The 25,999-nt window shown below is 57.7% G+C and carries 25 protein-coding genes and 2 pseudogenes; 8 read left to right on the top strand and 19 right to left on the bottom strand.

Features of this window, described 5'->3' with window-relative positions; all coding sequences use genetic code 11:
* The 5 genes from V7787_RS07905 to V7787_RS07925 form a co-directional block, all read right to left on the bottom strand.
* Window positions 1-188: hypothetical protein (locus tag V7787_RS07905; RefSeq protein ID WP_336086976.1), on the bottom strand; the 188-nt coding region annotated here is incomplete at its 3' end.
* 150 nt (window positions 189-338) lie between these two features.
* Entirely contained in the window at window positions 339-1,340 is a 1,002-nt protein-coding gene (locus tag V7787_RS07910) for a Wadjet anti-phage system protein JetD domain-containing protein (protein WP_336086977.1), read from the bottom strand.
* Window positions 1,337-5,674 carry a hypothetical protein gene (locus V7787_RS07915; RefSeq protein WP_336086978.1) on the bottom strand — a complete coding sequence of 1,446 codons (4,338 nt, stop codon included), beginning with the start codon at window positions 5,672-5,674 and terminating at the stop codon, window positions 1,337-1,339. The genes V7787_RS07910 and V7787_RS07915 overlap by 4 nt, the downstream gene beginning before the upstream one ends.
* Window positions 5,675-6,403 (bottom strand): hypothetical protein, encoded by a 729-nt coding sequence (locus tag V7787_RS07920; RefSeq protein WP_336086980.1) that lies wholly within the window; start codon window positions 6,401-6,403, stop codon window positions 5,675-5,677.
* On the bottom strand, window positions 6,400-7,842 hold the full coding sequence (locus V7787_RS07925; protein WP_336086981.1) for a hypothetical protein: 1,443 nt from the start codon (window positions 7,840-7,842) through the stop codon (window positions 6,400-6,402). The genes V7787_RS07920 and V7787_RS07925 overlap by 4 nt, the downstream gene beginning before the upstream one ends.
* Before the next feature lie 530 nt (window positions 7,843-8,372).
* Here V7787_RS07925 and V7787_RS07930 point away from each other — a divergent pair.
* On the top strand, window positions 8,373-8,870 hold the full coding sequence (locus V7787_RS07930; RefSeq protein WP_336086982.1) for a hypothetical protein: 498 nt from the start codon (window positions 8,373-8,375) through the stop codon (window positions 8,868-8,870).
* A gap of 204 nt (window positions 8,871-9,074) precedes the next feature.
* Here the strand turns inward: V7787_RS07930 and V7787_RS53060 are convergent, their stop codons facing one another.
* The gene (locus V7787_RS53060; protein WP_442965307.1) at window positions 9,075-9,437 is read right to left on the bottom strand and encodes a helix-turn-helix domain-containing protein; all 363 of its coding nucleotides are present in this window, start codon (window positions 9,435-9,437) and stop codon (window positions 9,075-9,077) included.
* A 461-nt stretch (window positions 9,438-9,898) separates the two neighbouring features.
* On the opposite strand from V7787_RS53060, the gene V7787_RS07935 reads away from it, so the two are divergent.
* Complete coding sequence (locus V7787_RS07935) at window positions 9,899-10,843, top strand: DUF4760 domain-containing protein (protein WP_336086983.1); 945 nt, start codon at window positions 9,899-9,901, stop codon at window positions 10,841-10,843.
* 147 nt (window positions 10,844-10,990) lie between these two features.
* On the opposite strand, the pseudogene V7787_RS07940 reads toward V7787_RS07935, so the two are convergent.
* Window positions 10,991-11,682 (bottom strand): annotated as a pseudogene (locus V7787_RS07940) (IS3 family transposase); the annotation flags it as partial.
* Window positions 11,683-11,762: 80 nt separating this feature from the next.
* Entirely contained in the window at window positions 11,763-12,203 is a 441-nt protein-coding gene (locus tag V7787_RS07945; protein ID WP_336086985.1) for a hypothetical protein, read from the bottom strand.
* A gap of 1,973 nt (window positions 12,204-14,176) precedes the next feature.
* Here V7787_RS07945 and V7787_RS07950 point away from each other — a divergent pair.
* Together V7787_RS07950 and V7787_RS07955 are read left to right on the top strand one after the other, a co-directional pair.
* A complete protein-coding gene (locus V7787_RS07950) occupies window positions 14,177-14,383 on the top strand; it encodes a hypothetical protein (protein ID WP_336086986.1) in 207 nt (68 codons plus the stop codon).
* Between the two features lie 585 nt (window positions 14,384-14,968).
* Window positions 14,969-15,400, top strand: coding sequence for a hypothetical protein (locus tag V7787_RS07955; protein ID WP_336086987.1), 432 nt, complete (start codon window positions 14,969-14,971; stop codon window positions 15,398-15,400).
* Window positions 15,401-15,451: 51 nt separating this feature from the next.
* Here the strand turns inward: V7787_RS07955 and V7787_RS07960 are convergent.
* Window positions 15,452-15,825 (bottom strand): annotated as a pseudogene (locus V7787_RS07960) (transposase); the annotation flags it as partial.
* 515 nt (window positions 15,826-16,340) lie between these two features.
* Between V7787_RS07960 and V7787_RS07965 the strand changes: the two are divergent.
* On the top strand, window positions 16,341-17,144 hold the full coding sequence (locus V7787_RS07965; RefSeq protein ID WP_336086989.1) for a hypothetical protein: 804 nt from the start codon (window positions 16,341-16,343) through the stop codon (window positions 17,142-17,144).
* The gene (locus tag V7787_RS07970; RefSeq protein WP_336086990.1) at window positions 17,089-17,742 is read left to right on the top strand and encodes a hypothetical protein; all 654 of its coding nucleotides are present in this window, start codon (window positions 17,089-17,091) and stop codon (window positions 17,740-17,742) included. Before V7787_RS07965 ends, V7787_RS07970 begins: the two co-directional genes overlap by 56 nt.
* Window positions 17,743-17,929: 187 nt before the next feature.
* Here the strand turns inward: V7787_RS07970 and V7787_RS07975 are convergent, their stop codons facing one another.
* A complete protein-coding gene (locus tag V7787_RS07975) occupies window positions 17,930-18,349 on the bottom strand; it encodes an H-NS histone family protein (protein WP_336086991.1) in 420 nt (139 codons plus the stop codon).
* A gap of 82 nt (window positions 18,350-18,431) precedes the next feature.
* Here V7787_RS07975 and V7787_RS07980 point away from each other — a divergent pair, with 82 nt between their 5' ends.
* Both V7787_RS07980 and V7787_RS07985 read left to right on the top strand, forming a co-directional pair.
* Window positions 18,432-19,061, top strand: a complete 630-nt coding sequence (locus V7787_RS07980) for a DUF6988 family protein (protein WP_336086992.1) — start codon at window positions 18,432-18,434, stop codon at window positions 19,059-19,061.
* A gap of 33 nt (window positions 19,062-19,094) precedes the next feature.
* Window positions 19,095-19,388 (top strand): DUF3658 domain-containing protein, encoded by a 294-nt coding sequence (locus V7787_RS07985; protein WP_336086993.1) that lies wholly within the window; start codon window positions 19,095-19,097, stop codon window positions 19,386-19,388.
* A gap of 4 nt (window positions 19,389-19,392) precedes the next feature.
* On the opposite strand, the gene V7787_RS07990 is transcribed toward V7787_RS07985, so the two are convergent.
* The 9 genes from V7787_RS07990 to V7787_RS08030 all read right to left on the bottom strand — a co-directional run bounded on the left by V7787_RS07990 (window position 19,393) and on the right by V7787_RS08030 (window position 25,373).
* The gene (locus V7787_RS07990; RefSeq protein ID WP_336086994.1) at window positions 19,393-20,019 is read right to left on the bottom strand and encodes a hypothetical protein; all 627 of its coding nucleotides are present in this window, start codon (window positions 20,017-20,019) and stop codon (window positions 19,393-19,395) included.
* A 549-nt stretch (window positions 20,020-20,568) separates the two neighbouring features.
* A complete protein-coding gene (locus V7787_RS07995; RefSeq protein WP_336086995.1) occupies window positions 20,569-21,225 on the bottom strand; it encodes a helix-turn-helix domain-containing protein in 657 nt (218 codons plus the stop codon).
* A gap of 36 nt (window positions 21,226-21,261) precedes the next feature.
* Window positions 21,262-21,708, bottom strand: coding sequence for a LacI family transcriptional regulator (locus V7787_RS08000; protein WP_336086996.1), 447 nt, complete (start codon window positions 21,706-21,708; stop codon window positions 21,262-21,264).
* Window positions 21,705-23,033 (bottom strand): recombinase family protein, encoded by a 1,329-nt coding sequence (locus tag V7787_RS08005; protein ID WP_336086997.1) that lies wholly within the window; start codon window positions 23,031-23,033, stop codon window positions 21,705-21,707. The genes V7787_RS08000 and V7787_RS08005 overlap by 4 nt, the downstream gene beginning before the upstream one ends.
* Window positions 23,030-23,392 carry a recombinase family protein gene (locus V7787_RS08010; protein WP_336086998.1) on the bottom strand — a complete coding sequence of 121 codons (363 nt, stop codon included), beginning with the start codon at window positions 23,390-23,392 and terminating at the stop codon, window positions 23,030-23,032. The genes V7787_RS08005 and V7787_RS08010 overlap by 4 nt, the downstream gene beginning before the upstream one ends.
* Window positions 23,389-23,796: a recombinase family protein gene (locus V7787_RS08015; RefSeq protein ID WP_336087000.1), complete on the bottom strand. Its 408-nt coding sequence runs from the start codon at window positions 23,794-23,796 to the stop codon at window positions 23,389-23,391. The genes V7787_RS08010 and V7787_RS08015 overlap by 4 nt, the downstream gene beginning before the upstream one ends.
* Window positions 23,793-24,263 carry a DUF2924 domain-containing protein gene (locus V7787_RS08020; protein WP_336087001.1) on the bottom strand — a complete coding sequence of 157 codons (471 nt, stop codon included), beginning with the start codon at window positions 24,261-24,263 and terminating at the stop codon, window positions 23,793-23,795. The genes V7787_RS08015 and V7787_RS08020 overlap by 4 nt, the downstream gene beginning before the upstream one ends.
* Window positions 24,253-24,462 carry a hypothetical protein gene (locus V7787_RS08025; RefSeq protein WP_336087003.1) on the bottom strand — a complete coding sequence of 70 codons (210 nt, stop codon included), beginning with the start codon at window positions 24,460-24,462 and terminating at the stop codon, window positions 24,253-24,255. Before V7787_RS08025 ends, V7787_RS08020 begins: the two co-directional genes overlap by 11 nt.
* Entirely contained in the window at window positions 24,459-25,373 is a 915-nt protein-coding gene (locus V7787_RS08030; RefSeq protein ID WP_336087005.1) for a hypothetical protein, read from the bottom strand. The genes V7787_RS08025 and V7787_RS08030 overlap by 4 nt, the downstream gene beginning before the upstream one ends.
* Window positions 25,374-25,999: the final 626 nt, after the last annotated feature.

Raw genomic sequence — 25,999 nt, forward strand, 5'->3', positions numbered from 1 at the left:
AGCAACGCGAGGGCGGTGTCGATCCGGGCGAAGCGGCGGGCGCCGCCGCGTTTGGCGGTCAGCACGGCCTCGTGCAGGCCGTACTGCACCGACAGGACGTAGCCGTCGGCGCGGCCGTGCAGGGTGTCGCCGCGCACGGCGCCGGCGTGGGCGAGTTCGACCAACGTGGCCTGGGACAGTGCTTTCATCGCCGCGGGCGCCCGACACGGGGGGGATTCGGGAGACGCTACGCCCGGCTCTGGCCGCCGGCAAGGGGCGGAGTGGGTGCATCGGCGGACATAACGTCAGACTCTGCGACGTGGCCGACGCACATCCGTTCGTCGGCACGAGGCCCATTGTTAGGTCAATAGCTGAGAGCCCCGTTCATGCAACAGCTCGATGCCTACGCCCTCTTGAGGAATCCATTGTCCCTCCATCCACATCGTTTCAACTTCTGTTGCAAGGGAAGGGATCCAGCGATGCAATGTGGAAATGTCGTCGAGCAGCCGGTGGACCTCATATCTTCTGCGTCCATGGGCCAGAGCCAGCTCGTAGAGGTCAATGTCTGGGCAGATCTCGCTTGCTCCAGCGCTCTGAATACGTAACGGGATGGCAATTCCCTCCGGATCTAGATCGCCAAAGTAAAGAACGGATGTTCCATTCACTTCACGTAAAATCTCGTCCAGTGCTCGGCTAGTCGAAGAGACCGCGTAGCCAGATCCATAGATGACAGTGGCGTACCTCTTGGCGTCTACGTTCCATTCGCTCAGGCTCCAATACGTGTGATGGTTCTCAACGATGACTGCTGGTCGTCCGGGAGCATTTGCCTTCTTGTGCGGAAGCGGTGGAGATACCAGAAAGGTCCTGAGAATAGTCAAAGGAAGCCGCCCCGCGAAAAGCGCATCATTACGGACCCGTAGGTCAAGGAACTTCTCGTCCCCAAAGATCTCTAGTGCTCGTTCCCTGAGGGGGGCGAACAGGCCGCGGCCTTTAGGCCGGCGTAACCATTCATTGATGGCGAACGCCACTTGTTTTTCCGAGTTCTTCAGCAATGGCCAAAAGCCAAGCTCCGGCAGCCAAGGCAACGCTGCCCAGTCAGTGGTGGGAATATGCCGACTGCCAGTGATAAGGGTGACAAACTTCGGCATTCGCGGGTGGCCGACCTTCTCAAAACTGTTGGCCGCCGGTAGGGCCAGATATCCATGCTCCGCGTAGTTGCTTAGGGTCTCTAGCATCAAAGAGTCCCGTTCTGGATGCTCAACCTGCTCCGGATGAACAGTCAGCCACATCTGGCGGAGTTCGGCCAGCGCGATACGTTTTTTTGGATGAGCGTGGAGCCGATTTAGGAAGTGTCCACTCATGCTGACAGCTCGGAGGTAGTCAGATCCTCGAACGTCGCAGAAATCATCTCAATGTGAGATCTCTGGGACCGGGAGTTCATGTGTGATTTGCGCAGGCGAATGACCCTGCGAAAGCCGGCCAAGATGTTGGCATCCGCATTGGCAGTAAAAAAGATAAGCTGTACGCCGATTTCTTTGGCCAAAAGGCGTTGTGCATCGATGAGCGCGCGCGTCTGTACCTTTGCGAACGGGTTGTCCAGGATCAGTGGGCCGCCACCAGCACGTTTGGCTGTGGCTTGGGTGTCGGAACGGAGCTGGCTGATAAGCAGGTACAGGAACATTGCGATGACACTTCCCTGTCCCTTAGAGCCCTTGAGCTCGCTTGCGAGCTGGTACTGGTGGGCCTCATTCTGCTCCATCTTCAGCACTTCCAAGCCTAGGTCTGGCCGGCCACTGATGGCAACTAGGCTCTGAACTACTAGATCTGCGCCCTTAGCGGGCACGATCCCAGCTTTGATGAGCCCGTTGAAGTAAGCGCGGATGGCCTCCTTGCGGGACTCCACAGGGATTCCTTTGAAATTCGCCTTCATCTTGATGATGGGCTTACCGCCGATGTAAGGAGCTGCCATAGGCATCGTCTTGTTGCAAGCCCTGGTCAATAAGGCAATGCCTTCAAATGTCAAATTGTAGAGTTCGCCGATCGAGTTCTGCAGGTCCGGCTCCATGGTGTCTAGGGTGTCCTTCGCGGCAGCTATTCGGTCCAGGATCAGCTCGAGGACGCGCAGCCTGTCAGAGCACGTCAAGTCGAAATTGCTTTCAATTATGTCTCTGGATAGTTCTGGCTCGACCTCAATCAGGTCCTTTGCCATGGCCGAAGCCACCAGCGCCTGGAAAGCCGTCAAAGCTTTGTCGCGCTGCCTGTCCACGCGCTCTTTGGTCTCGCCATGTCGACGAATTAGCTCCGTCGTGTACAACTCTGGATCAATCGGTAAACTTGGTTGCTGAAAGTCCTCATCCATCTTCGAGACGGCCGCGATCAAATTAGCAAGCAGGATGCTTAGCTTTGATGCAGAAAGTTCGGCGTCCGCTACCTGCTCGCGCGCGCGATGAGCTTCGCGTCTCGCCCGATCGGCGACTTCGGTTGCCTTCACCACATCGTCTTCGGTGGTAGAGATTTTTCTAGCCAAGTCAGAATCATTCAGCGCCTCCATTTGTTGTGTCGGCGGACGCCGTTGCTTTTGGTTTCTCCAAAAGATCTCGTGCTCGGTTTGGGCAGAAGCGTGTCTATTGCTAGCCTCGCTACTCAGCTCCGCTAGCCGTTGATTGACTATGTTCTGTTCGCGGACCTCAGGCTCAAAGTCCAAGGCCCGCAGTGGTTCGAGCTCGTCTGGTGAGAGGTCGCCATAGTCCTTCCTGTAGGAGGTCTCAGCGGCCTGCCGCTCTAATCTGGCAGTCTTAAGGCGATCTGCGAGGACGCCTAACTTGTCACGCTCCTGGGCTTCCAGGGCTGCGGCAGCGTCATCGTATGTCGCTCTCAGTACTTCGAGAGCGCGCGGTCGGGCCTCTAGCTGCTGCTCGGCTGGATATTTCCTGTCGATGTAGGAGATGCCGGCACGGTGCGTGGAGTGAACTCGGGCGTTGTTCTCATGCATTACCTTGTCGTTAATGAAGCGAAGTCGACGTGTGTCGACTTCCTCGCGCTGTACCGCTAAACTGGTTAGGCGCGCCTCCTCAAACGTAGTTTGTGACGCGAGTTCATCTGATCGCTTCTGTTTTGCGCCGCTGGGCTCTTCGAAGTCATGCAGATACTCCGCCAGCCGCCGGCGCGCATTCTTGCTTGCTTCGATCTTTCTAGGAAATGACTTGCGCTGGTTTTCTGCATGCACACGATCTTGTTTGACCTGATCAACCAACAGTAAGAACTCTTTTTGCCGTGCTCTCGCCGTGCTTTCACTAACCTTCAGATCGTTGAGGTCGGCATCTGCTTGCTTCAGCCGAGCCGCCCCGAACTCCCTTTGGTATCTCAGCAGCATCTCCCGCCCAGCGCTCCCGTCCGTACGCCGTTTTAGGTACGCATCGCGCTGCTCTGCTGTCGAGGCGATGCGCGTATCCAAATGGCCAAGGGCCACTCTGGCTGCATCCTTGTTGAATAGCGCCGCGTCTTCAGGTGCGAAGACAATCTTTCCAAATGCAGCGTCTTGAGTATCTAGGGTTGCCTGAGCAACCGTGACTGGTGCTCTGAGCTTGACCTTCACGCCATCCCGTTTTTCCTCGAGCTTCGACCAGTCTCCTTGAGCAACGGCAATGCCGAGGAATCGCGCGGGGTCCGAGAGCACCAACTGTGAAGCCCTATCAACGTCGGAAATCAAATCGGCCACATAAGTATTAGCGGCTCTTGCGGATCGGATGCCCAAAGCATGGAGTTGTCTAACGGCTGCGTCCACGTCGGCGTTACGCCCCGCTAGACCGGTCTCCACGATTGAGCTTCGATCCGAACTAAGCTGTGCAAGCCGAACATCTCGCTCGCTAATTTCTCGATCAGTCTCTGCAAGAAGCCCTTCAAGGTCGTCAAGGAGCGTTACTGAATCGGGATCAGCAAGCTCGGCGTCCGCTGCTGCGCGCATGACCTCCATTTGGGCGAGTTCGTCATGCAGTGAGCGCCCCTTGGACAGAAAGTCCTCCAGCGGCTTTTGATCTGAGGCTGCTTTGGCGGCCTTCAAGCCCTGGTCAGCCCCGTTACTCTGGTGCTGCTGCTCTTGATCCTGTAGGCCAAGGATGCGATCTCCAAGAGCTTGATCCTGCGTCTCAAGCTCTTCAATTTTGAGCTGAACACGCTCAATGGCAGTTTCCACCCGCAGATCCGATGTCAATACGAGGCCATCCTGTTCCAGCCGATGGCGCTGTAGTCGGAGCCTCTCGAGAAAAGCTTGAACCTGCCCCTGCTCATTCGCAATCGCGCTGAGGCGGCTGTTGATCTGCTGCTCTAGTAGGCCGATAGCTGCCATCTCCTGCTGAGCGGCTGCCCCCTGCGTGTTGGCTTGAGCCATCTTGGACTTTTCGCGGGCCTCCGCAGCGGCCAGGGCGCTGTCAAGTAGCGCGCCCTGTATCTCTGCTTGCTGCCGTACCGACTGGAGACCTTGTTCTTCTGATTCGACTAATGCTTCGAGCTCTTTCGCTGCTTCAGTCTTTGCTTCCCAGTGCCCCAGCGCCTTGGCTCCATGGAGCATTCGGATCCGTTTCCCCCCCGCGGCCTGCTTCTCAGACGCGAGCTCTTCTATTGCTTTCGCGGCGACGATTCTGCGATGGAGTTGGAGGCCTTTCAACGCCACAACGTCGACTGTATGAAGCTCGGCGTTCTCCTCTGCAACTTTCACCAAGGCCTCTTGGGCTTCAGCATAGCTACGCTTCTCCGCTGCAGCGGCCTCCGTTTCTTGCCCGCCACGGCGTAATGCAGCGGCGAGACTCGCTGCGTCTCTTCTTGTCGCACCATGTTGCTCTGAGACAGCTTGGAACTCGGCCGCTGCATCAACGAATGGCACCATGGCCGTGTGGAGCTTCGTGAGCTGCTGTAGCTGTTGCTCGTACCGAGGCCGCGACTTCAGCTTGTCAGCGGTTTGAGCCAACCCCGCGCGCACAGTCGCCGACTTCTCAGGGTCGAGTGTTAGCAGAAGAAAGCGTCGTATCAGGTCGGCTTCCGAGTTGAATGTGAGGAAGCCTTCCTCCATTCCGCCTTCATTGCTGTTGAAATCGACCTGCATCCGAAGCAGTTCTATATCCAGCCCACGCACGTTTCCTAGATGCTTGATCCAGTCATCCTGGGTCTTGGTGCGGAAGAAGTCGCCTTTCGATTTTGCGGTGGCCTCCTGAAGCCAATGCACGAACTCGGGCATGGTGCGAACAGGGTTCTGGTGAAGACCGGGGGCGGGAAAATTCTCCATCGACAGTCCGGGCGCTGTCTCATGGGCAAAAAACCATCGTTCGACGTCGTTATTTCGTTCGGCATTGTCTTTGATAGTCACAGCTTGTCCAATCAAAAAACTATAATCAGGTAAGCCGGCAGCTCGACCGGGCATCCGCCACTCAATCAAGATGAACGAAGGGCGGCCGTCGCGCGAAAAGTAGTCATGAAAGTGATGATTTTTCGTCTGCAAGTGCTGGAGCCACCGATCCAGTTTCGGGTCGAAGCAACTGAAGATGTAAGAAAGTAACGAGGTTTTGCCGCCCGCGTTCTCCAGGTTGAATACCGTGTCCGTAGGGCTGTCTGTGTCTGGGTCATCCAGCCCAAATAGATGGCTGTCGTACCAAGCTGTCGGACTACCGAAATGACTGACGTAAATTCTTGAAATTCGCTGCATCTAGATTGCCCCTGCAGCATTCGCCGCATCGCGTGTCACGTGAAAAAGGCGAGGTAGCGTCAGCTCACGCAAGTGGACACGCAACCTGTGAGTTGCTGTGAAAAGCGACAGCGCTTCATCCTCGCCTTCGCGAACCATCCTCAGTAGGCCGTACTCGACCATTCTGTTGACGGCAATCCGCACGAAGCCGTCCACCGAGGACGCGGATGCCCGTTCTGCCTTCGGGTTTACCGCCGGCAAACGCCTCAAATACTGCCAGCCAGGCACCAGCTCTTCACTGATGTCCGCCGCTTCATCCGGGTCTTGTGTGTCCGAGAGGCGGTTAACGATGCCAAGAAGTGTGTCGCGAAAGCGCGCGAGCGTCGCCGGTAGCGGCGCCTTGGCGTCATCGTCCAACCGGTCGGTGGTTGGGAAGAAGACGGCGGCGATGGCCAAATGCGCCATGGCCAGGGCTACCTTCTGCTCTGCGCTGAATTGTCCGCGTAAGTCCGTCATCCGAAGCGAAAAGCGGCTCTCTTTTGAAGATGGCGCCAGGATCAATCCACGCTCACTCACGTCCAGAATATGAAGCTCCAGGCCGATTGCCGCTTCCCGAACCGCCAAGGAGAATGCCGGGTCGGCACGGAACTTATGTAGCAGATCTCTATACTCTAGATCTGTCGACGGAGAGCTCGTGAGATTTAAGGCCTTGTAGAGAAGTCGGGTGGCTTCGCGATGGATGCTGCTCATCTGATCTCCGCGGGATCGAAACGAAGGTTGTCGCCTGCTGCCACGTCAGTCATAAACGCACCATCCGCATGTGCTCGCATACTCTTGAACAGGCTCTCGCTATCAGGGTAGCTGCGATAGAGGACGTAGACGATGCACTGGCGTTCTATCGGGGTAAGGCCTTCATCCTCGGAATGTGCAAGCAGTTCATCGAGTTTCCAACTGCCGCCGATGGAAAACTTCGCTGATACCCAGCTCTGCACGAATTGCATCACATTCTCTGGAAATGGGTCGTGGTACCTCTTGAACGGCAGTAGTTCCCCGCTCTCAGAGTCGTCCTCGCTTGGTTCGTCGTACTCGCGTCGAGCGAGCAGTAGAGCCAGAACATTCGAAAGGTCAGGTGCTTTCGGCGCGATGGCCGGATAAAGGCTTAGAAGCAACGCATCAACACTTTCGGCCAAGACGGATTGAGCTGTCGCCAGTGCTTCGGGCAACAGTCGGGTCTCTAGGTCAGGGAAGGAGGATGGCCGACGCGAGCGGAAGGCGCCCACCTGCGCATCCATGAATTTGTCACCTGCTCCGATCACTTCGACCTGAAGATGGGCGCGCACTCCGCTTGCACTTTTGAGGACGCCGTGCAGCCGCACGAGCTGCTCCCGTGCTCTGTCGTCAGTCACCTGAATTAGCTGCTCACGGACCGACTCCTCCAATCGCCGGTCCTCTTCTTGACGTGCGTGGATGTGCATACGCGCTTCATGTAGCCGAGGAGCGATTTCGCGAGCCCAGGCAACCGACCCCGGCGCCCGCCAAGCCTGATGAATGAAGTCTCGAATCTGCTGACGGTGCTCGATAGAGAGCATTCGAGCCCGCCTTGCAAACTCGTAGGCCTGATCGAATCGACCACGCTCTATCAGTAGCTGAAGCATCCGCTCGACAAGGATTTGGTGATCTTCCACCTTCAGGTCGAGCATGCCCATGAGAACGAGGTATCCCTCTGCCGTCGGGTGGTAACGGTACGAGTCCTCAAGATCAGGTTCGTAAGTGGTCAATCGAAATCCTACCTTCCGGCTTTCGCCAGACGGGGCATGGAAGTACTCGTACGAGTGCTCCAAGTAGTTGTTGGATGCATTGTCTAGCGCGTCAACAACGATCTCAGCAATACGCTCCCATTGCTTCGCTGTCCCGGCGGGCTTCATCCGAGATACGATGGAGGCTAAATGCTGAACTACCTCTTCCTGGGTGTAGCCAACGGCGACTGCCGTACCTTCCATCATGTGGGTCAAGGCGGCGAGACTAAGATAATGCGTGTCTACACCTTCGAAGAGGCTCCGGCCGTCGGCAGTGGAGTCTGAGAACTTATTCTTTGTGAGCTCCAGCTGGAAGAGTGGCCTCATCAACAACAAGTTGCGTTGTTGGGGGGTCAGATCTAACAAGGTATCCAACAGGGCCGTTGTACTCATAGCAGCCTAGCGACCTCCTCCTTAAAAACCCCGACTGTGACGAAAGTCATTTAAGTCATGGGTGCGAAACTCCCATGTACATCATCGATCCATACTTACCGCTTGTCGATCTCATGACATGAGACGCTCTCTATAGGTTTAGACAGCACTTCAACGATAGCCTGGCGTGGTTTCCGCCTAGCTTCGTAGACAGGGGGCGCTGCGACCTGCGGGCGTTTTAACTATGTGTAGAACGCGGCCAAGCGAATCAGCGGGCATGGAGGGCTGATCCGAAACTCCGGAGAGCGGTAAAGGCCTGCGCCGGTCTGCTCCTGTCCTAGTTGCTCTACGGCTACGTTGACCTGCGCTCGCCCACTGGCGTACGGCTGGGAGCGATAGCGTACGACTACCTGTAAACGGATGGAATCGCGATACATCTGGATCATTCGAGCAAACCGCGTTCGTTAGCCGTCCTGATGGAAAAGTATATGGTTGGGAAGCCAGCTCCTACATTAAAATTAACGGTGCCTCTTATCTAAATGAGAGTTTTTATGCCGAACACTAATTGTCTATTGACCTATGGCATGGTGGCCTGTGTAGCGTTGGCTCAGGCATCATGGCTCGGAGAATCCAAGGCGGCTACCTTGTCGAACGAAAGCTGTCGTACAGTTCCCGTCTTGCAGAAGAAAGAAATCGTCTGCAGAACGAATTTCTATAGATTGAATGCCTCCGTCGAGGTCAATAAGAGATACGTAGAGATAACCGGATACTTGCACAAGTCATTAAGCGGCTACTATCTCTTTGCCAGCAAGGATGCCTATGTTTATTCGGCCGGCAGGGATGGAGTTTACTTGGAGGTGGACGCGGATCAGGCCCGTGGCTTCGATGCCGAGTTCGACAACTACGAAGGGCCGGTAACAATAACTGGCCTATTTTCTCGCGATAGACGCGGCGGAGCGTCGGAGTCCCTTGGAAGAGTTAAGGTCTTGGGCTCGATGTTCTGGCGTCAGGAATTACCCGGCGAGAAGCCGTCTCTACCGAAGAAATGATGAGGCGTTACTTGTTGGGCGGGGCAGTCTGGATATTGTTGACCCGACTCGGGCTGCCGGTTGGAAGGCGACTTTCGGATCAGCGTAGAGTTACCAGGATTTCGTAGACATCCGCAACCGGAAAGATCGAGCCTGAAAAGGGGCCTCCCGATGAAAGCCGGTAGGCAGATTTTGTAGGGCCCGGTCAGTGGCAATGGCCGGACCCTAGTCAGGTGCCGTCTCCCGAATCGAGACGGCAGGGCTGGCGGTAACGTTAAGCGGCCGCAACTGCATCCGAAGACTTACCGGACGTGACCTTCTTGCTGGCTTGGCCGTCTTCTTCGGCCGCTTCTGGGTGTACTTCGTAGGCGTGCGCTTGGTGCTTTTGGCTGGCGGCGAGTTGTGCTGATCGAGTACAGCAAGCACTTCTCGTTTGGACATGCCACGCAAGATGGCGATCTTCTCGATTATCTCGGGACGAGGGCGGGTGCCTTGCTGCTCCCTGTTATAGACGGTCTGCGCACTTGCTCCGAGCAGCGGGGCGAAAGTCTCCCGCGAGAGGCCTAACTTTTCGCGTAACTTACGCAAGCCCTTGCCGAGAATCGCTTACGAGTGGTGGGGGTGGTGGGATCACCCTCGACCTGCCCACTCTTGCGCGCGCCCTTGGCCAGCGCCCTATCGGGCGCAGACTCTTGCTGCCGAATTCACATCATCACCCGACGTCCGATTCAGCTAGTTAGGTCATCAGTAACCGTCCGGCCAACCGGCCTCAATTTAGCGACAGGAGGCAGTTCCAGGCATGGCGCATCCTTGCTAGGCTCGAACTGCATGAGTCAGTCGCCCGTCTCATGTGTGGCCGAGATCGTTCGGCTTATGGGGCTTCGGAACTGATGGCCTGTTGTCTGGTCAAATTTCGTAGCCATAAGTGGGAAGGAGATCCACAAGCTACATGCCAGTGGAGACAGCCATGAAGAACGATATGATCGCCGTCGAAGAGTAAGCAAAACAGAAGGGCCCCGTCGGGGCCCTTCTCCATATTAGGGGATGGAATGGAGCACATCTTTAAGGATATCGCTGCGAAGCATTGGGCCGCGTGGGTTGGCCTGGGGGTCGCAGTGATCGCAATGGCAGCTGTTGTCTTCAATCCATTGCTCACGGATTTCGGCAAAGGTGCCCTAGTGCTGTTGGCCTATTCGGGGTTAGTTGTCTTCATGTGGCGCTCGCTTCTTCTAGCTGCGCATCTTGATCATCGCCATCTGTTGACTGTTTGCATATGGTCGTTCGTGATGCTGGCACTGGGCATCGCTGCGCTCTTCTACAGCTACATGCATATCATCAGTAATCTCTACCCAGCTCTGGACAAGCTACTCAATAATTTGGTTCCAGTGCTAGTGGCTATTTGGGCGGCTGCCGTAGGCTGGCTAATTCACTTCAAGCTCACGACCAAGGCGCATCGAACCAACAACGCATTTGCGATAATTATGGAAATGCGGAAAAATTCGGAAATAATTAAACGCCTGGAGATTGTCAGTTACCACTTTCCGCCCGGTAGCGGTCCAATCCCGCAGTCTTATGTTCCATTTTTTGCTCCAGACGCCTTAACGAAGGCGAGAAATGCCGCGGCGGGCGCGCAGGCGAATCTTAGCCAAATAGCGAAACTGCAGAATGGCGCTCCGAAAGAAGGTTTTTTGCGTAACGCCAGCTCGGCGCTGGACACTGCGAATGCAAATGTCGAAAAAGCAGAGGCAATTCAGGCGCTAAAGTTCGTACTCAACTACTATGAGTTCATGGCCGTCGGCATCAAGGCGGGGGACCTCGATGGCGATCTCTTGTTTTCCTCAATAAGCACCGCCGTAATCCGCTTGTTTGATCGGGCAAAAGCGTATATCGATTTTGCCTCCGACGAAGCGCGAGGGGGGCATCCGGACACCTTCTGCGATCTGAAGCGATTGTCCGCGGAGTGGAAATCTCGTGACCGAAACGGCCGCAGTTGAGCCACTTTCTACACGTGGTGCAAGTTTTCGCCTCGATCTAGAACGACTCGATAAGGCGGTGGGACTAATAGCGAAGGGCGTCCACTTCCTCTAGCGGGGCGCTAAGTTGTTCGGTGATCCTGCGAAGATAATGATTCAGTTCGCGCAAGTGCGGATGTAGGTGATGCCGGTGACCCACACCCGGTTCGGATCCTGCGCCGTGAACGCACGCGCCAGCGTGTTGTTAGCCACCGCGCCGATCGGCCCACTTAATGGCCGCGGACGTCGGCCATAGCCCACCATGGCGCGCAGTCCTTCTTGCTCCATCAGGCGTGCAACGCTGTGTTTGCTGCATGTATCGCCCAACTCGCGCAGATCCTTGGTGATCTTGCGATGGCCGTAGATCGAGCCGCTCTCCAGCCAGCAATGCTTGATCAAACCGAGCAGCCGTTGATCGTCGCGTGCACGAGCACTGCTGGGTTCGCGAAGCCACGCGTAGTAGCCGCTACGATGCACATGCAGCACGCGACACATTGCCGCCAGCCCCAAATCGCTGGCGTGCTGCTTCATGAAGGCGTACTTCACCTTTACCCCTTGGCAAAGTACGCGGCGGCTTTTTTTAGGATGTCTCGTTCTTCTGTCATGCGGCGAAGTTCCGCCTTCAGACGACGCACTTCCGCGCTCTGGTCGCTTTCCACGCGGCGAACCACGTCGCCTTTGCCTTGCTGCCGCCGCCAGCCGTACAAGCTGTACACCGACACGCCCAGACGCTCGGCCACTTCGGTCACGGGGCGCCCGTACTCCACGATCTGCCGGACCGCTTCGATCTTGAATTCATCGGTGTACCGTTTCGCGCTCATAACCACCTTCACTTAAGCCATAGTTTATGGCTGCGAGATGTCTACGAAACCCTGGGTGATTCAATCTCTCGCTCGCGCCGCTAAGCAAATAGCTTCACAAGTTGCTCCCAACGAGATAGCTCCACGAGGTATTCTTTGCGGCCGTGGTGGCGCAAGTTTTCATTGTGAGCTGGACGCGCAAGGGATTGAAGGCCATGAGTAGCCGACATCTTTATTTTTGCAAGCTCGCTATCGCCCCCTTCAAGAGACAGACGGGAATAGCGAGATCGAAGGCTGAGAAAGGCTTGCTTGTCCCGCATGTGTGCGGCAGCGGCGGCGCCCGGATCGTAGACCAAGTCGATCATAGAGATCATTGCTACGACTATGCCTGCAATTGCGGCTATCGTTGCATTTTTACTTAGCAACGTGGTCATGGCAGCTGATCCTGCTAAGAGGTTAATTAATACGAAGACTTTCTTCAGTCGCGTAAAAAGCCTGCAGTTGGCCTCGGAGAAGCAAACGGCATAGTCGATGTCGAGCATTAGCTCGTACTTGGTCCTCTCATAGACGCCACCATCTGAAGCCAACTCAGCGACGCTCCGGCGGAGGCGGGGGATTTCGCTCTGGGGGAGTGTGACTATGCTTCTCTTCACGAGGCGGGTTTGTTGGCTGGGCGGGCCGATCTGGATTCGTCATAAGAGGTCCCCTAGAAAAATTTGCTGTAATGGTAGTAGACAAATCAGGTCCTCGCCTAGCCGGCGTTAGGTGTGCCTGAAGACCTGCGGGGCAGGTCGTCTATCCGGGTCAACGATGGCCTCTTTGATCGCAATATTACGTTTAAGGTTTTCTGCGCCTTGCTAATCTGTGGCTCATATTTCGAATTCTTATTGGTACGGCAAGCTGAGCCGACTCTACGCTTAGTCAAGACGAAGAGCTTCCATTCAAAGGACGTCTCTCAGTCGAAGCCGCTTCGCGGCCCCGGTTGTCGGCGGAATTGGACGTGCCCACGGCTACCAAGTTCAAACCAGTCTCGTTTGCAGCAGGTCGTAAGCCGACGCCGTTTCGCGGCTCGGCTTAACTCGGTGCTAGGGGTGACAACCAAAATTCGGAGAGGCCATGCACTACAGAAGCGGATTCTGGCGAACAAGCGTCTATGGTGTAACGCACTGGGTCGAGGGCCACTGGGTTGATCGGACTGATTGGAGCTCACCGCAACAGACGCACCAGGCCAGCCCTGCAAGGCCGTTAGATGCTCGGCAGGGCGAGTCGTACACCAACCCAAATGCTTCGTGCCCGGTCTGCGGTGCGTCCGTTTTCTTCTATCAAACACCGTACGGTGGCCGCGTATTTTTTGATGAGCTAGGCCCTCCATGGCCCAAGCATCCATGCACAGATAACTCGAGCAGCTACTTGTTCGTCGCCTCAGCCAAGGCCGAAGAGACTGTCAAAAAATTCCAGTGGCAAAGATTGGCATGGTCGCCCGCCCTTGGCTTCAAATTGAGCAAAGTAAGGTCCAACATCTATGAGCTGGTGATCGCGGCAGATTCGACATTGACCACCTACTTCAAATGCAATAGCACCAGGCTTCACAAACCACCGCCGAGTCTTGCCCATTACAAGATCGAGGAGTCGGGACAACCGACACTGAGCTTGTACTGGCTGGATCGTGGCTCAAGAGTGTTCACAGGCTATAGATCGCCGGATGAGGCTCTTGTAGCTTCAAGTTAGTGAGCCCAAACAGTTCATTCAAGCCGAAGCCGCTTCGCGGCTCGATACAATCCCAGCAACAGACGCCCGTCATGACCATCTGCGAGCACGACGTTGTCCGCGTCACAGCAGCGATTCCTTCGGAGCGGGTGGACAGCGACTTCAGGGGTACTACTCTTCCTCGGTTGGGCGACATTGCTACGGTCACCGCTGTGGATCGTCCCGGACGTCGGCCAGCCACAGTCTTGGCATTTGAGAAGGGCTACCCTCCGCACTGGGGCGCCTGCCAACCAAGCGGCCGATCTCGCTCCAGCCGGCCCCAGCCTGACCCGGGCACGAGTGGGCTGGGCTATTCGGCGGAGTATTTTGATTTAGGATATCTCTGGGTAACCCTGGGTAATCGAGAGAGTTGGATTCCGGTTGCCCACGCTCCACCACGCCGTAACGTCGAACGGCTTTCTCCGCCTCTACGCACCTCACGAAAACGCCTTATTTTCGGCCTTTTCGTCGTAGGCCTGTGGTTTTGGAGAAAATAGCGCGCGCCATTTCTGGCGAAATTTTCGCCACTTTTTCTCCGTTTTCTCTGCGGCTGTGGACCGAAAACCACAGGCCCGAATTTTCGGGGTCTTACGGATCAATGGGTTAGCTGTGGACTTGTCAGGCGGGTTTTTCAGCGATCAATGTGCCCGTCAGGATTCGAACTAGCAACCGCTGCCTCTCCAAAAGTGTGGTTGTAATCACTCGGCGAGGCTAGTATGCCAATCGGGGCTACGGGACAGAATCAACGTCACGACCGAGGAGTGTCGACATGGCAAAAAAGCCTGCGAATCACGGTAAAGACTGGACGCCCGCACAGACGAAGCAGCTCAGAGAACTGGCGCGGGAGAATACGCCAACTCGCGTCATGGGGCTCAAATTAGGACGCACCGAATCTGCAGTGAGAGGAAAAGCAGGAGAACTCGGCGTTTCTCTCAAGCCAACTAACCAGCGCCCCTACAACCGCCGCAGCAGATGATGTTTCCGCCCACAGCGCTGTGCCGGATCCGAAGCAGCGTACCAACTTATGGCAGTTAGTCAGCGCCTCTTAGCTCAATTCGCCCGTCGAATCAGGATGGGGGCGCCGCCTGACTGGGGTAAGTTCGCCACAGCGTGGGCTGCCTTTAATGCCGTGTACGGAGCTGAACCAGATCGACATGAGCGGCAAAAGATTATGCGTTGCGTCCACCAATCGTTCTCCGAGCCTGCTGCGGCGAGAGTGATCGCCCAGGTTGGCGACTCGATTGATCGCGTGCTTGCTGTACCCCCCCGGCAATATGTTGCTCGAGTCTAACAATCCCGGTTTTCGCAGCGCTTCGAAAAAGTGCGCTCGACTGTATATGAATCGGCATCTGCCTGCCCCCAGGCGTTTGGCCGCTGTGTCTGGAGTTATCTACCAAGTGCGTTGTAACTTGCTACATGGATCGAAGGACCCTGATGCCCCGAGAGATCAAATGTTGGTCGCAGAAAGCCTGCGCGTGCTCGACGTGATGCTGCCAGCGCTTGAAGCGGAGCTTGAGCGATAGGGGCGACCAAGGCCACGTAGTTGACTAGGGGAGAAAATATGACTGACCCGCTCGTAGTTCAAGGATTGTTGGAAATCCACCGCACTCAAATCCTCATGGCCAAGCTGTCAGAAAGCACCGCCCATCGCGTGCCTGACAGTTACGCATTTGCTATCGATAGAAGGCTTTGCCCGGTGTTCCAGGGCGATTCGGACCCGTTCGACTTGGGTTACAGGATTGGGAGAGATTTGGCGAATAGCGTTGTCAGTTACTGTGACGAGCAATGGACTAGTGGTCGCCGCATCAGCTTCTACGACCTGGAGAGTCATTTTGGACGCCTCCTTCGCTGGGAGTTGATTAGCATTCTTCGGTATGCGGCTTTGGATCGACGTTTCGATCATGATTTCTTCAGTTCGCTAGCCTCAAGTTGTCCCTCGGAGGCTCATGGACTGAATGATTCTTTCAGTCTAGATGAGATCGGTCTTGTTTGATTGCTCCTTGTGGCGTCGCCCGGAGCTATGCGAAAGCAGTAAGTGATTGTGAAGCCATGCGTAGTAGCCGCTGCGGTGCACGTGCGACACGAGGCACATGGCCGCCAGTCCGAACTCGTCGGCGTGCTGCTTCATGAAGGCGTACTTCACCTTTACCCCCTGGCAAAGTACCCGGCGGCTTTTTTTAGGATGTCTCGTTCTTCAGTGACCCGGCGCAGTTCCGCCTTCAGGCGACGCACTTCCGCGTTCTGGTCGCTTTCGACACGGCGAACCACGGCGCTCTTTCCTTACTGCCGCCGCCAGCCATACAGGCTGTGCACCGACACGCCCAGCCGCTCGGCCACTTCGGCTACCGGCCGACCGTACTCCATGATCTGACGGACCGCTTCAATCTTGAATTCATCGGTGTACCGCTTCGCGCTCATAACCACCTCCGCTTAAGCCATAGTTTATGGCTGCGAGATGTCTACGAAACCCCGGGCGATCCAGGTCTCGCAAAAGTTTCTGGCGACCGTTGGATGCACGCACTTTTTGGTTGCGTACCAAAATCTTAACCGCGGAGAACGGGAGCTGGAACTATGACGTAAGACAGGAAGCGCACGAGGCGAAGCCACCGAAAAGCCGGTTCCGATTGTCTGGCTGGCCTGTCTTGTGCTCCTATTGCGTTGCAACGAGATGCATACGGAATAGGGACATCATGGCTACTAGCACTAAAAGGTATCTGCAAGCCAAGCGAGTACGGTTCCGGTTTGGGAAGGCGAAAACGCCGCCGAAGCCGCCTTCGATTGAAACTCTGCTCCGGCAGATAGTTGCTATCGTACCTAATTGGTCGGATCGGCATCTACCGCCACCGCCAGCGCCTCCAGCGAAGATAAAGCCGGGCACACAATGCGCATTCTTGACTTCAGTTTCAAATAGGCCAGGTGGTGATGGAAAGGGGGTGTACTTCGAAATTGGAAGCTATATCTACGGGATAGCTCACGATCAAACCACTTTGGATTTCACCAAGCCGCATCCCGAAATTGTTTCTGAGGTCCTTCCAAAATCAGGCGTGAGTGATCGCGCTTTGACATCGGTGATTCGAGGCGTTGCCCTTGGGGAAATTGTGTTGCTCGAAAGCAGCAGGGGCTCAGGTGGTTACAACGTTGCGCAGGGTGTTCTGGGTCGACTCATTGAAAAACATTGCAAGAAGCCGCCGCCACTACCTGGTATGTCACCGCATAAGAACGTCAATTGGCCGTCGATCGAGCTGATGGATGTGATATCCGATAATTTGCGAGACGAAATTGAGCGAGGTGGCGGCGTCGATCGACTTTATCTGCGAGTGTCGGAAGGAGTTGATGCTGATGACGAGAGCTGGGCGCATCGCTTGAGATCCCAGATGAATCAGCTTTCCCATGCGCAAAAATTTCACGCGGTATGGGAGGCTGACGGCGACGCATTCGATACCGATGCCGTTATGACCGCCGTGGATGAAGCAGAACAGGATGATTCAGGGCTCGATAAGATAATTATAAACCTGAAGAATGGTGATAAAATCAATCGGTTGGATCGTTTCAAGGTGCGGGATGAAGTTACAGTAAAGGTCGATTCGGCAGGCGTAATTTTTAAGTCGGATATAGTGGATGGGCTTTGGGCATTCCTGGATCGCCTACGTCAAGCTAATTCCAATTCATGGAGGCTAATAGATGACGATGGCTACTTTACAACTCATGCCACGTTTTCTGTCAAAGCTAAAAAGTAGAGAGTGGCTGGCAAAGCTGCTGCCGGCCGAATGGGTTTCGGCCGTCGACGTCTATGCAGAGATAGCGGCGTTAGACGCAAAACGTCGCGCGGAGCGTGTGCGATCTCGAGTAATCACGCTCGTGATGTTTTTGGTGGGTGCCGTTCCGTCTGCGATTTTGTCATTGCGCTTGATTGGGCCCGATGCAAGTGTTCCTGGCATGGTCATTGGTTCGATCTTCGCCTTCAGTGCTCTGGTTGTAGGTTTTGTAGTCACGCTAATGCTTTTTACTGGCACGGCCGGTCGACCTGAAACGCTATCGTTGGAGCAACTCAATCGCCACTCCGCGCGAATTTTGTATTTGTTGCAATCGCAGATGACGACGCTCTGCTCTGCGCTGGCTGTCTCTTTTTTCGCGCTAGTATGGCTTGCCTTGTTTGTCTTTCGCGCCGATAGCTTATTGCTCGCTGTCGCTGGCCTCATGTGTGGCGGGATGTTAACTATCTCGCTTTTCAGGCTCTTTCTATTGCCTTTGCAAATATACGAACTACACTCCGCGAGCTTGAAGGATCTGATCGCAGTCAAGGCTAGCGAGACGACTTCCCGCTATACACGATGAGCGGCTTCACTCCGCTATAGTTTGCAACCATTGTTCGTAACGAGAGCGCCGATGCAATACGCAGACATAACCTCATGCCCGTCGACTTTTACGGCCGTCCAAGAGCTTCTATCTCTTCGGTGGCCCGGGTCGCCAGCAGCCGAACATTGTCTCCTGCGTGAGGCACTTCGCCTCGCGCAGCAAACGGTCAGCCTTGCTTGACGAGCGTCCGCTCGCCTATTGAGCTACTTGTTCGTGCGGTGGGTTTCGCGATGCCGGGAATCAGGAAGTCAGTGGCGTGCTGGCCGAACCTGATCTTTTTAGCTAGCCAACGGGGCATGCTCCCGCGACCCGACCAAGTGTTGAGCTGGTTGTCTGGGTCGCGGTACTTGGGCGCGACCTTGGTGGCTTTGCGGCTCGCTTTCCGTCTTCGTCGGGCTGGCTGGACTGTCGACTGTTCGCCAAAGAGTTCCTCGATCGTGTAGCCGTGGCGGGAAGCGAGTGCGATGGCTTCCCGGCGGACCGATGTGGCGGGGCGGCGGTTCGATAGAAGCTGCTTCCGCTTCTCCGCGGCGGCCAAGAACGCAGTCAACTCGCGAAGATTGAGCTTGTCGATATCGATTTTCATGCCGCCAAGGTTCTGTCTATGCTGGTCCACTGTCAAGCAACGTTGCAGAGACTCTGATCGCTTCCTCTTTGTCGAGATCGCAATGGATGAGATATTTCGCAGATCTGAGCTGCTAACGCAGAACATTATAGAGGTTATCGATAAGCCGCCTTACAACAGTTCCGCGCGCGTAGCGGTGTCTGGAAATCTGTGCCAGATTTCAATTGAGCATGCATGTGCTTTCCGGCTCCTCGTTGAGGGGCGCATGTTCGCCAGCGGCTTTACTGTACTTCGCGCACAATTCGAAGCGGCGGTTCGAGCGGTCTGGATTCTCTACTGCGCGACGGATCATCAGGTTGCGCGGCTTGTTGCGCAGTTGGCGGATGAGACGGAGCAGGCGGCGAAGAATCTTCCGCAAGTTCAGGAAATGTTGGATGCTCTTTCTAAAGCTCCCAATGCGCACGTCCCATGCGCGGCTTTTACCGAGTTCAAGGGTAGTGCATGGTTAGCTCTCAACTCGTTCACTCATGGCGGCATACATCCTCTAAGTCGTATGGTGGAAGACTACCCGCTGGATCTGATCGCAGCCACCGTAAAGATCAGTAACGCGCTGGCCATGGTCGCCGCCATGCAGTACTCGATTCTCACGGGAATCGATGGGCTTCAGAAGCAGCTGACTCCGCTCAATGAGCGATTCCGAGACTGCTTTCCGATCGCGCGATCTACGCCATAGGGAATAGCAATGTCAGACGCACCATACGAGCCCATGGACGCCGAACTCGATGTCGTTGCGCTCAAGTTGATCGCGGCACTCCGGCCGGATGAGATTCAGGCGATCGAAATGGCGCTGCTCAATGCGTGCGACCAGCATTGGCGCAAAGTCGCTCGGGTTGTTGCCACCGTCATGGGTAGCATTCCTAGCCGAGCGCCCGGCATTCCCGACAGCTTCTACGCTAAGCGCGTGGCCGAGATGGTGGCGCTCGGTCGCCTTGAGGCCCAAGGCGACTTGTCGAGGATGCGTTACTGCGAAGTGCGGCTCGCTTCTGGCGTCGTCCACTGAGCGACTAGCGCCACTCGCCTCGGCGTGCATCGAGCAGCTTGAGGCCCTTCCGTGGCGCGTAGCGCCAGTGGTCAAACGTCGCCTCTTGCATGATGCACTTTGCCTCCCGGAGCTTCGCGTCTCGCTTGATGCAATGGCGATATCGCGGGCCGTACCAGTCCAGCATGCTCGTGCCCTTCGGTAGATTCTCGATGAGCCAGTAGCCGGTGAACGTATCCGGTGTATACGTGACGTGGTCCAGCGCCTCAAACACGGTCATTCGATTGTTATCGAAACGCTCCTGGCGGGCCGCGTGATCGCGTACGAAGTCGTCGTAGCTGGGAGCCGCACTCTTGTCGGCGCTCCAGTCGTACCACCGAGTCTTGATGCCGATCTGATCCCATCGCGTGATCGCAGCGATGAGCGCCTCCTTGAATGGCGCGAACACCCACTCACCGGGTCGCAGGAAGGTTAGATCGCCCTGTTCGCCGGTACCGGTCGCGGCATAGGGTCGTTCGCTCAGTTGCTCGCGCGACAATTCAAGCTCTTCAGCCTCGCTCTCAACTTGGAAGAACATCGCGTCGCCCCAAAGCGACTTCCCGCGCGGCAACTCCACGCTGACCGGGTCCTTCCCAAATTCACTGTGCAACATGGTTCTACCACGCCCCTGTGTGTCTTCCTTAGATATCGATGCGCCAGCCTACACCCGTCGCTCTTGAGAAAGCGTAACGGTAGTTAATAGAGAGCCTGAGATCGTCATCGGGGCCGTCGCAGAAACACGGCCGCCTCAGCCACCGAAGGCCGAGCAAACGCGGACCGTCGAGCCCGCCCCAGTCGAACCCCCGAAGCGACCGGAGCCCGAGCTGGCGGCGAACAAGCAGCCGGACTCGCAGGCGAAGCCTGAGCATCGTGAGGTCGGCGTTTCGGACCCGGCCGGCAAGGTCTCGTTGGCTGCCGCCGGCCCCGGCATCGCTGCGGCGCCCGCGAATCCGACCATCGCGCCGGAGCGCGCCGTAAACGAGCGACGGCCTAGCGAGACGCAAAACCAGGCCGTGCGGCCGGCCGTAGACCTGCCGGCCCAGGAGCAGCCTACTAAAATCACAAGAGCGGTACGCGGCGGCGTGAGACGCCTCCTCGGCATAGTCGCCGCGTCAACGCTCACCTTGGTTGCCCGCCGGTAAGGAGACCGGCGGGCATCTTTTTATTGGGGGGCTGCGGCTCCTTCGTTGACCTTTTCTTGGCTTTTGCGCTGCGTCGGCTTGCTCGCGGAGGGCCTGTCGCTCTTGCTCTCGCTCTTTGCGGACGAGGCGTTGCGAGCTGTCTTCTTCGTCTTCGCTTTTGCAGCCTTACTGAGCGCCTTACTCGCTGGCGTCGGATTGCCCTTCTTTGCCGCCGGCTTGCGTCCGCGACGTGCACGCGGCTTGGCGGCCGGCGCATGCTGAGCGAGCAGGTTTTCGACCTGTCGCTTCGTCATGCCCCGCACGATGGCGATCTTCTGAATCGATTCGGCGCGCGGGCGGTGACTGCCGTTCTCCCACTTAAAGATGGTCTGGGCGCTCGCGCCGAACAGGATGCCGAACGACGCCAAAGTTAAGCCCAGGCGTGCCCGGAGTTTCCGCAGCCCACTGGGGGAGAATCGCGCGCGCGTCGCGGGCGCGTCTTCGGCGCGTTGGACGGCGACCGCCTTGCGGCCCGGAGACGCGCTGCCCCGTTGAAGCTTGGTGATGTCGTCGCGAAGCGCCGCTATCGTCTTATTCTGGGCAGCGACCTGCTTTCGTAACGGCTCGACATGCAGTTTGAGCTCCTTGCGTGTCAAACGCGCCACTTCGGATTTAAGTACGGTTGCGAGGTTGGGCATGTGCGGTCCTTCGTATCTTGGTTTTTCGAGGGGCGGTTAGTTAGGGCGGGAGAGAGCAGGCTTGAGCTTGGCGAACTTGGCCAACTGCTCATCCCAGCGGTCTGGCGGCGCGATGGCGACGTCGTCCAATGTCCAGTCGGGAACGGTGTCGTCCAAGATGGCCTCGATCAGCTCGGGCGCCAGAAGCGTCATGTTGATCATTCGAGCGACGTAGCTGCGGTCGATGTTCTCGGCTTCGGCGATATCTTTCATCGAAGCGACCTCGCCGGCGTCCATCATGTCGCGCCAGCGATACCCTCGTGCGAGTGCGGCCTGAAGCGCAGTGAGATCGGGAGCGAGTTCGGCGCAGTGCACCTTGGTCTGGCGCAGTCTGCGCTTGCCGGAGCGGCGTCGAAGCCTGACCGGTATGCGAACGACCGTATCGCCATTGCTGATGTGGACGATATCGGCGGCACCGCCGACTTGGATGACGGGTTCGCTCATGCGTTGTCCCTCATCAGTTCTTGTACCGACGTGGCCGACCCCAGCGCGTGCATGCGGATCTCGATGGCGCTGTGGGTAACGACGACGCGCTCTATCAATTGTTGTGCTAGTCGGGCCTGTTCCTCCGGGAAGAGCGACTCCCAGATCCGGTCGATCTGGCGCATGGCGACGGTAACCCGCGCCTCGTCTAACGACGGGTCCTTTGCGACGGCGGCCTTCACTACCTCGGCGAGAACGTCCTCGCGCTTGAAGATTTCGCGCAGTTGCTGCAGCACGATGTCTTCCAATTCGCTGGCCGGAAGGCGGGGCAGCACGGACTCGGAGAGGCGGCCACGCTCCATCGTCTCCCGCGTCTGGTAGTAGCGATAGAGCCGGCCATTTCCCTTGGTGGTGTGCCAGGGGATCAGGGCGCGCCCGTCGGCTGTGAATACGAGGCCCTTGAGCAAAAAGGAGATTCGCGAGCGCGTGACATTGCCGCGGGCGACCGAGTTGGTCGAGAGGAGCGCATGGACCGCTTGCCAGAGGTCGGAATCGATGATCGCCGGATGCGTGTCGGGAACCTCAGAGTCCCCATGCTTCAGGTGGCCGAGGTAGGTCCGGTTGTGCAAGATCTTGTGCAGCCCGCTCTTGTCCAGAACCTTGCCTTCCCGGAAGTTCCCGGCCTTTGTAGTCCAGGACTTGTTGCGGTACCCCAGAGTGCGGGCCTGCTCGGCCAGCTTCTGGATGGACTTCACGACCTGGAACTGGGTGAATGCCCAACGCACGATTGCGGCCTCCTGCGGGTTGATGGCGAGGCGGCGTTGCTCAATGTCATAGCCCAGCGGCGGGATGCCATGCATCCAAAGTCCCTTGCGCTTGCTGGCCGCGAACTTGTCGCGGATGCGTTCGGCGGTCACTTCCCGTTCGTACTGCGCGAAGGCGAGCAGCATGTTCAGCTGCATCCGCCCCATCGCGTCAGTGGTGTTGAAGTGCTGCGTCACCGAAATGAACGTGACGTTGTGGGCATCGAACACCTTGATCAGATCATGGAAGTCCAGCAGCGAGCGGCTCAGGCGGTCCAGCTTGTACGAGACGACCACGTCCACGCGGCCGGCTTTGACGTCGGCGATCAGGCGCTGCAAGGCGGGGCGGTCCAGAGTGCCGCCCGAGTAACCGGCGTCGTCGTACAACTCGCCGACCGGCACCCAACCCTCGGCGCGCCGGCTGGCAATGTAGGATTCCCCGGCGTCGCGCTGGGCATCAATCGAGGTATAGAGCTGGCCCATACCCTCGTCTGTAGAGACCCTGGTGTAGACCGCACAGCGCAGCCGCACGCGGCCGTTCATGCCGCGCCCCGAACGATCCGCGCCGGCGCCTGCTCGCACTCCATCACCGAGACGCGGTGCTTCTGCTCCAGCACCCGGATCAGTTCGTCATAGTCCGCGGCCTTGGTCGATAGGTGCTGGCGTCCGAGCACGGCGACGCAATCGATTTGCCGAGCCTCAGCCGCCTGCAGCAATCGCTGCAAACCGGGGCGATTCTGGCTGTGCGCGCAGTAGCCGTCGTCGGCGTAGACCGACAGTATCGGCGTCACATCGCAGCAGCGGTTGAGGGTTTCGACCAGCGTGACGCGCTGGACGGTGATGTGGTCGGGCGAGGCGATGGGGGTTTGGCAGTAGACGGCGATGCGCAGCGGCGTGGTCATGGGCGGGCCTCCGGGAGGGGGGCGTCGTAGAGAAAGGAGGGCGGTGTGGTGCGGGGCAGGGCGACCCAGGAGCGAGGGGGCGGCGCGGCCACCCAGAGGGCGACGTTGGCGCGCTCCAGCTTCATCTGCACAGTGAGCAGATGGGTGTGGACGCGGGACAGACGCTGGTACTCGGCGACCACGACGGCTTCGACGCCACCGGCCTCGACGTGCGCGAGCAGCGACTGGAGGCCCGGCCGGTTGAGCGTCGTGCCCGAATGGGCTTCGTCGCAGTAGATCACGCTGGCGTAGGCGCCCAATTGGGTGCGCAGGAAATGTCGCGTAACCCGAATCTGCTGGGTCAGGGCGTCGGGGTGGTAGCTGGGCGTGCGGATGTAGCATGCGACGGTGCGCGGCGGCGTCATCGGGTCTTCCTCCCGGAGGTGGGGTCGGCCTTGATGCCGAAGAAGAGCGGGCCGGACCAGCGAGTTCCGGTGATCTCGCGCGCGATGGCCGACAAGCTCGCGTAAGGCTTGCCCAGGTACTCGAAGCGATCCTTTCCAAGCACGCGCACGGAGTGCAGCGCGCCGTGGTAGTTGCGGGTGATCACGAGGCCGGGCTGGAGCCGATTCTTGTCCTGCGCTTTCATGGTTCCGGTGCTCAGAAGATGACGGACGCGTTCGTCGTTGGCGGCGAGGATTGCCGATCGCGCAGCGCGCGCGGCGTCCTCTTGTATTCGGTGGGCCAGACGCCGCTCGACGTAGCGCCGGTTGTTGATGCCCGGCGGCGAACCGAAGCGGTCCGTCCACATCGCCTTCAGATCGATCCACTTCATCTGGTAGAGCGATTCGATCTGGGCAACAACGTTTTCCGGTAGGGGCTTAGTGGACATCGCGTCGGTCTCTCCGTGGTGGTTTGAGGGCGCGGACAGTCACCCTCTCTTCGGAGGCGTTATCAATGTCCACGGGGCGGCACGCGTCGGTCGGATTGCTATCGCGCAATCGAATCAGCCCGGCGGCGAGGATCTCCGCGACGACGACAAGACGTGCCTGGGAAGCGGATGATGCTAAGGCTGTATGGTCGATCTTCATTTGATGCTCTTCCTTCGCCGGGGAGGTCCGGTCTGCGACTGCGGGAGGGGTGCCTTACGGATCCAGACGTCGTCCTTCGACGTTCCGATGAAGCGGAAGGCGTCGTCGGGGAACAACTGCGACAAACTGCTGTAATCGCCCTTGTAGCCAGCGCGCTTGAGCAGCCCGCGCCAACTGGACTTCTTGACTCCGGCGGTGTGCGCTTCGGCCAGCAGCCGCATGAAGGCGCTCTGTCCGCGACGCAACGGGAGCGACTCGCCTCCCAGTAGCAAGGTGGTAAAGGGCGGCGGCAGTTCGAACCACAGCGGCGCCTGCTCGACCAGGTGAGGAAGCAGTCGGCGAACGTCCAAACGAATCCCTTCCACCTCCATGTGCGCCACTTCATCCAGCGGCAGAAATGCCAACTCGGCCGTCGATTTCGGCATGGTGCGAAGAGGACTCGTGACGATAACCAGCCGTCTGCGTTCTTCGGGCTCCCGATTCAACGTCGCGATGACCGGCGCAACGTCCAGGCTGAGGCTGGAACGCAGCAGATAGACCGCGGTCGCCTTGGTGTCCGAGGGGTTGAGTCGCCACAACCGACCGTCGATGACCGGAGTAGCGGACGGCGACGCGGCATCGAACTGGATGGCCAATGCGTCGGGCAGCCAGTTCGATCGCACCTTGACGGATTCGAACTCGATGCCGAAGTCGACCAGACCGCCGCATTGTTCGCAGCGCACCGAATGCTCACCCCATCCGTAGACCTGTACGGCACGGGAGGCTTTGCACACGCGGCAGGTCGCATAGCGTGTTCGCTTGGGGGTGGTCAGCGCGCCTGCGTATACGAACCGACGCATGGCGTCCGGATCGTAAGACAGCAGGGTGCCGACCGATTCGATTTCGAACCAGCGGATGACTCGGTTGAGCACGGCGTTTCCTTCGGTAATGCGGGGCAATAGCTGCCCGTCAGGCCAGAGCGGTCTGAATCGGGATGAAGCGGGGGCGAAACGAACTAGCCGATCAGGCGATCGACGAGCGCGCTATCGAATGCGAAGTGCGGATCGGTAGGCGCAGGTGCGTTCCTGCGCCGCTCCGGTCTCGTACGCAGCCGATGTTCGGCGCGCGGTAGCAGCGGGGGAGAGGTTTGCCGTGGTTGCGCGAAGCCGCCACGACCGTGTGGTGGAACATTCCATTGCGCATCAGTGTTGTCCTTCATCGTGCGGCCCACTTCGAGTGGGCTTTCTTTCTTCTTAACGAAGATAGCGCGGCGCAGAAGCCGTGCGCAACATCACTCAACGCAATCCCCCACCCGTCGCCGAAACGAGTTCACGGTTCGTTCGGATTCAGGTGCGAAAGAGCTAGAAATCGGCCCCGATTTCTATTTTTTTCTCACTGCTCGGCGATGCGGATGCGTCGAACGCGCGTGATGCATGCCGACATGCGATCAAGGTGTGTAGGGATGTCGATGCCGATGCGGACCTTGCGCAGTTGATGGAGATTTTTCCGTCGCGAGCGAGCGCGCGGGCGTCGCAGCGAACGATCTGAGTGTCGGACG

It is taken from the genome of Pseudomonas sp. CGJS7, from assembly GCF_036961695.1.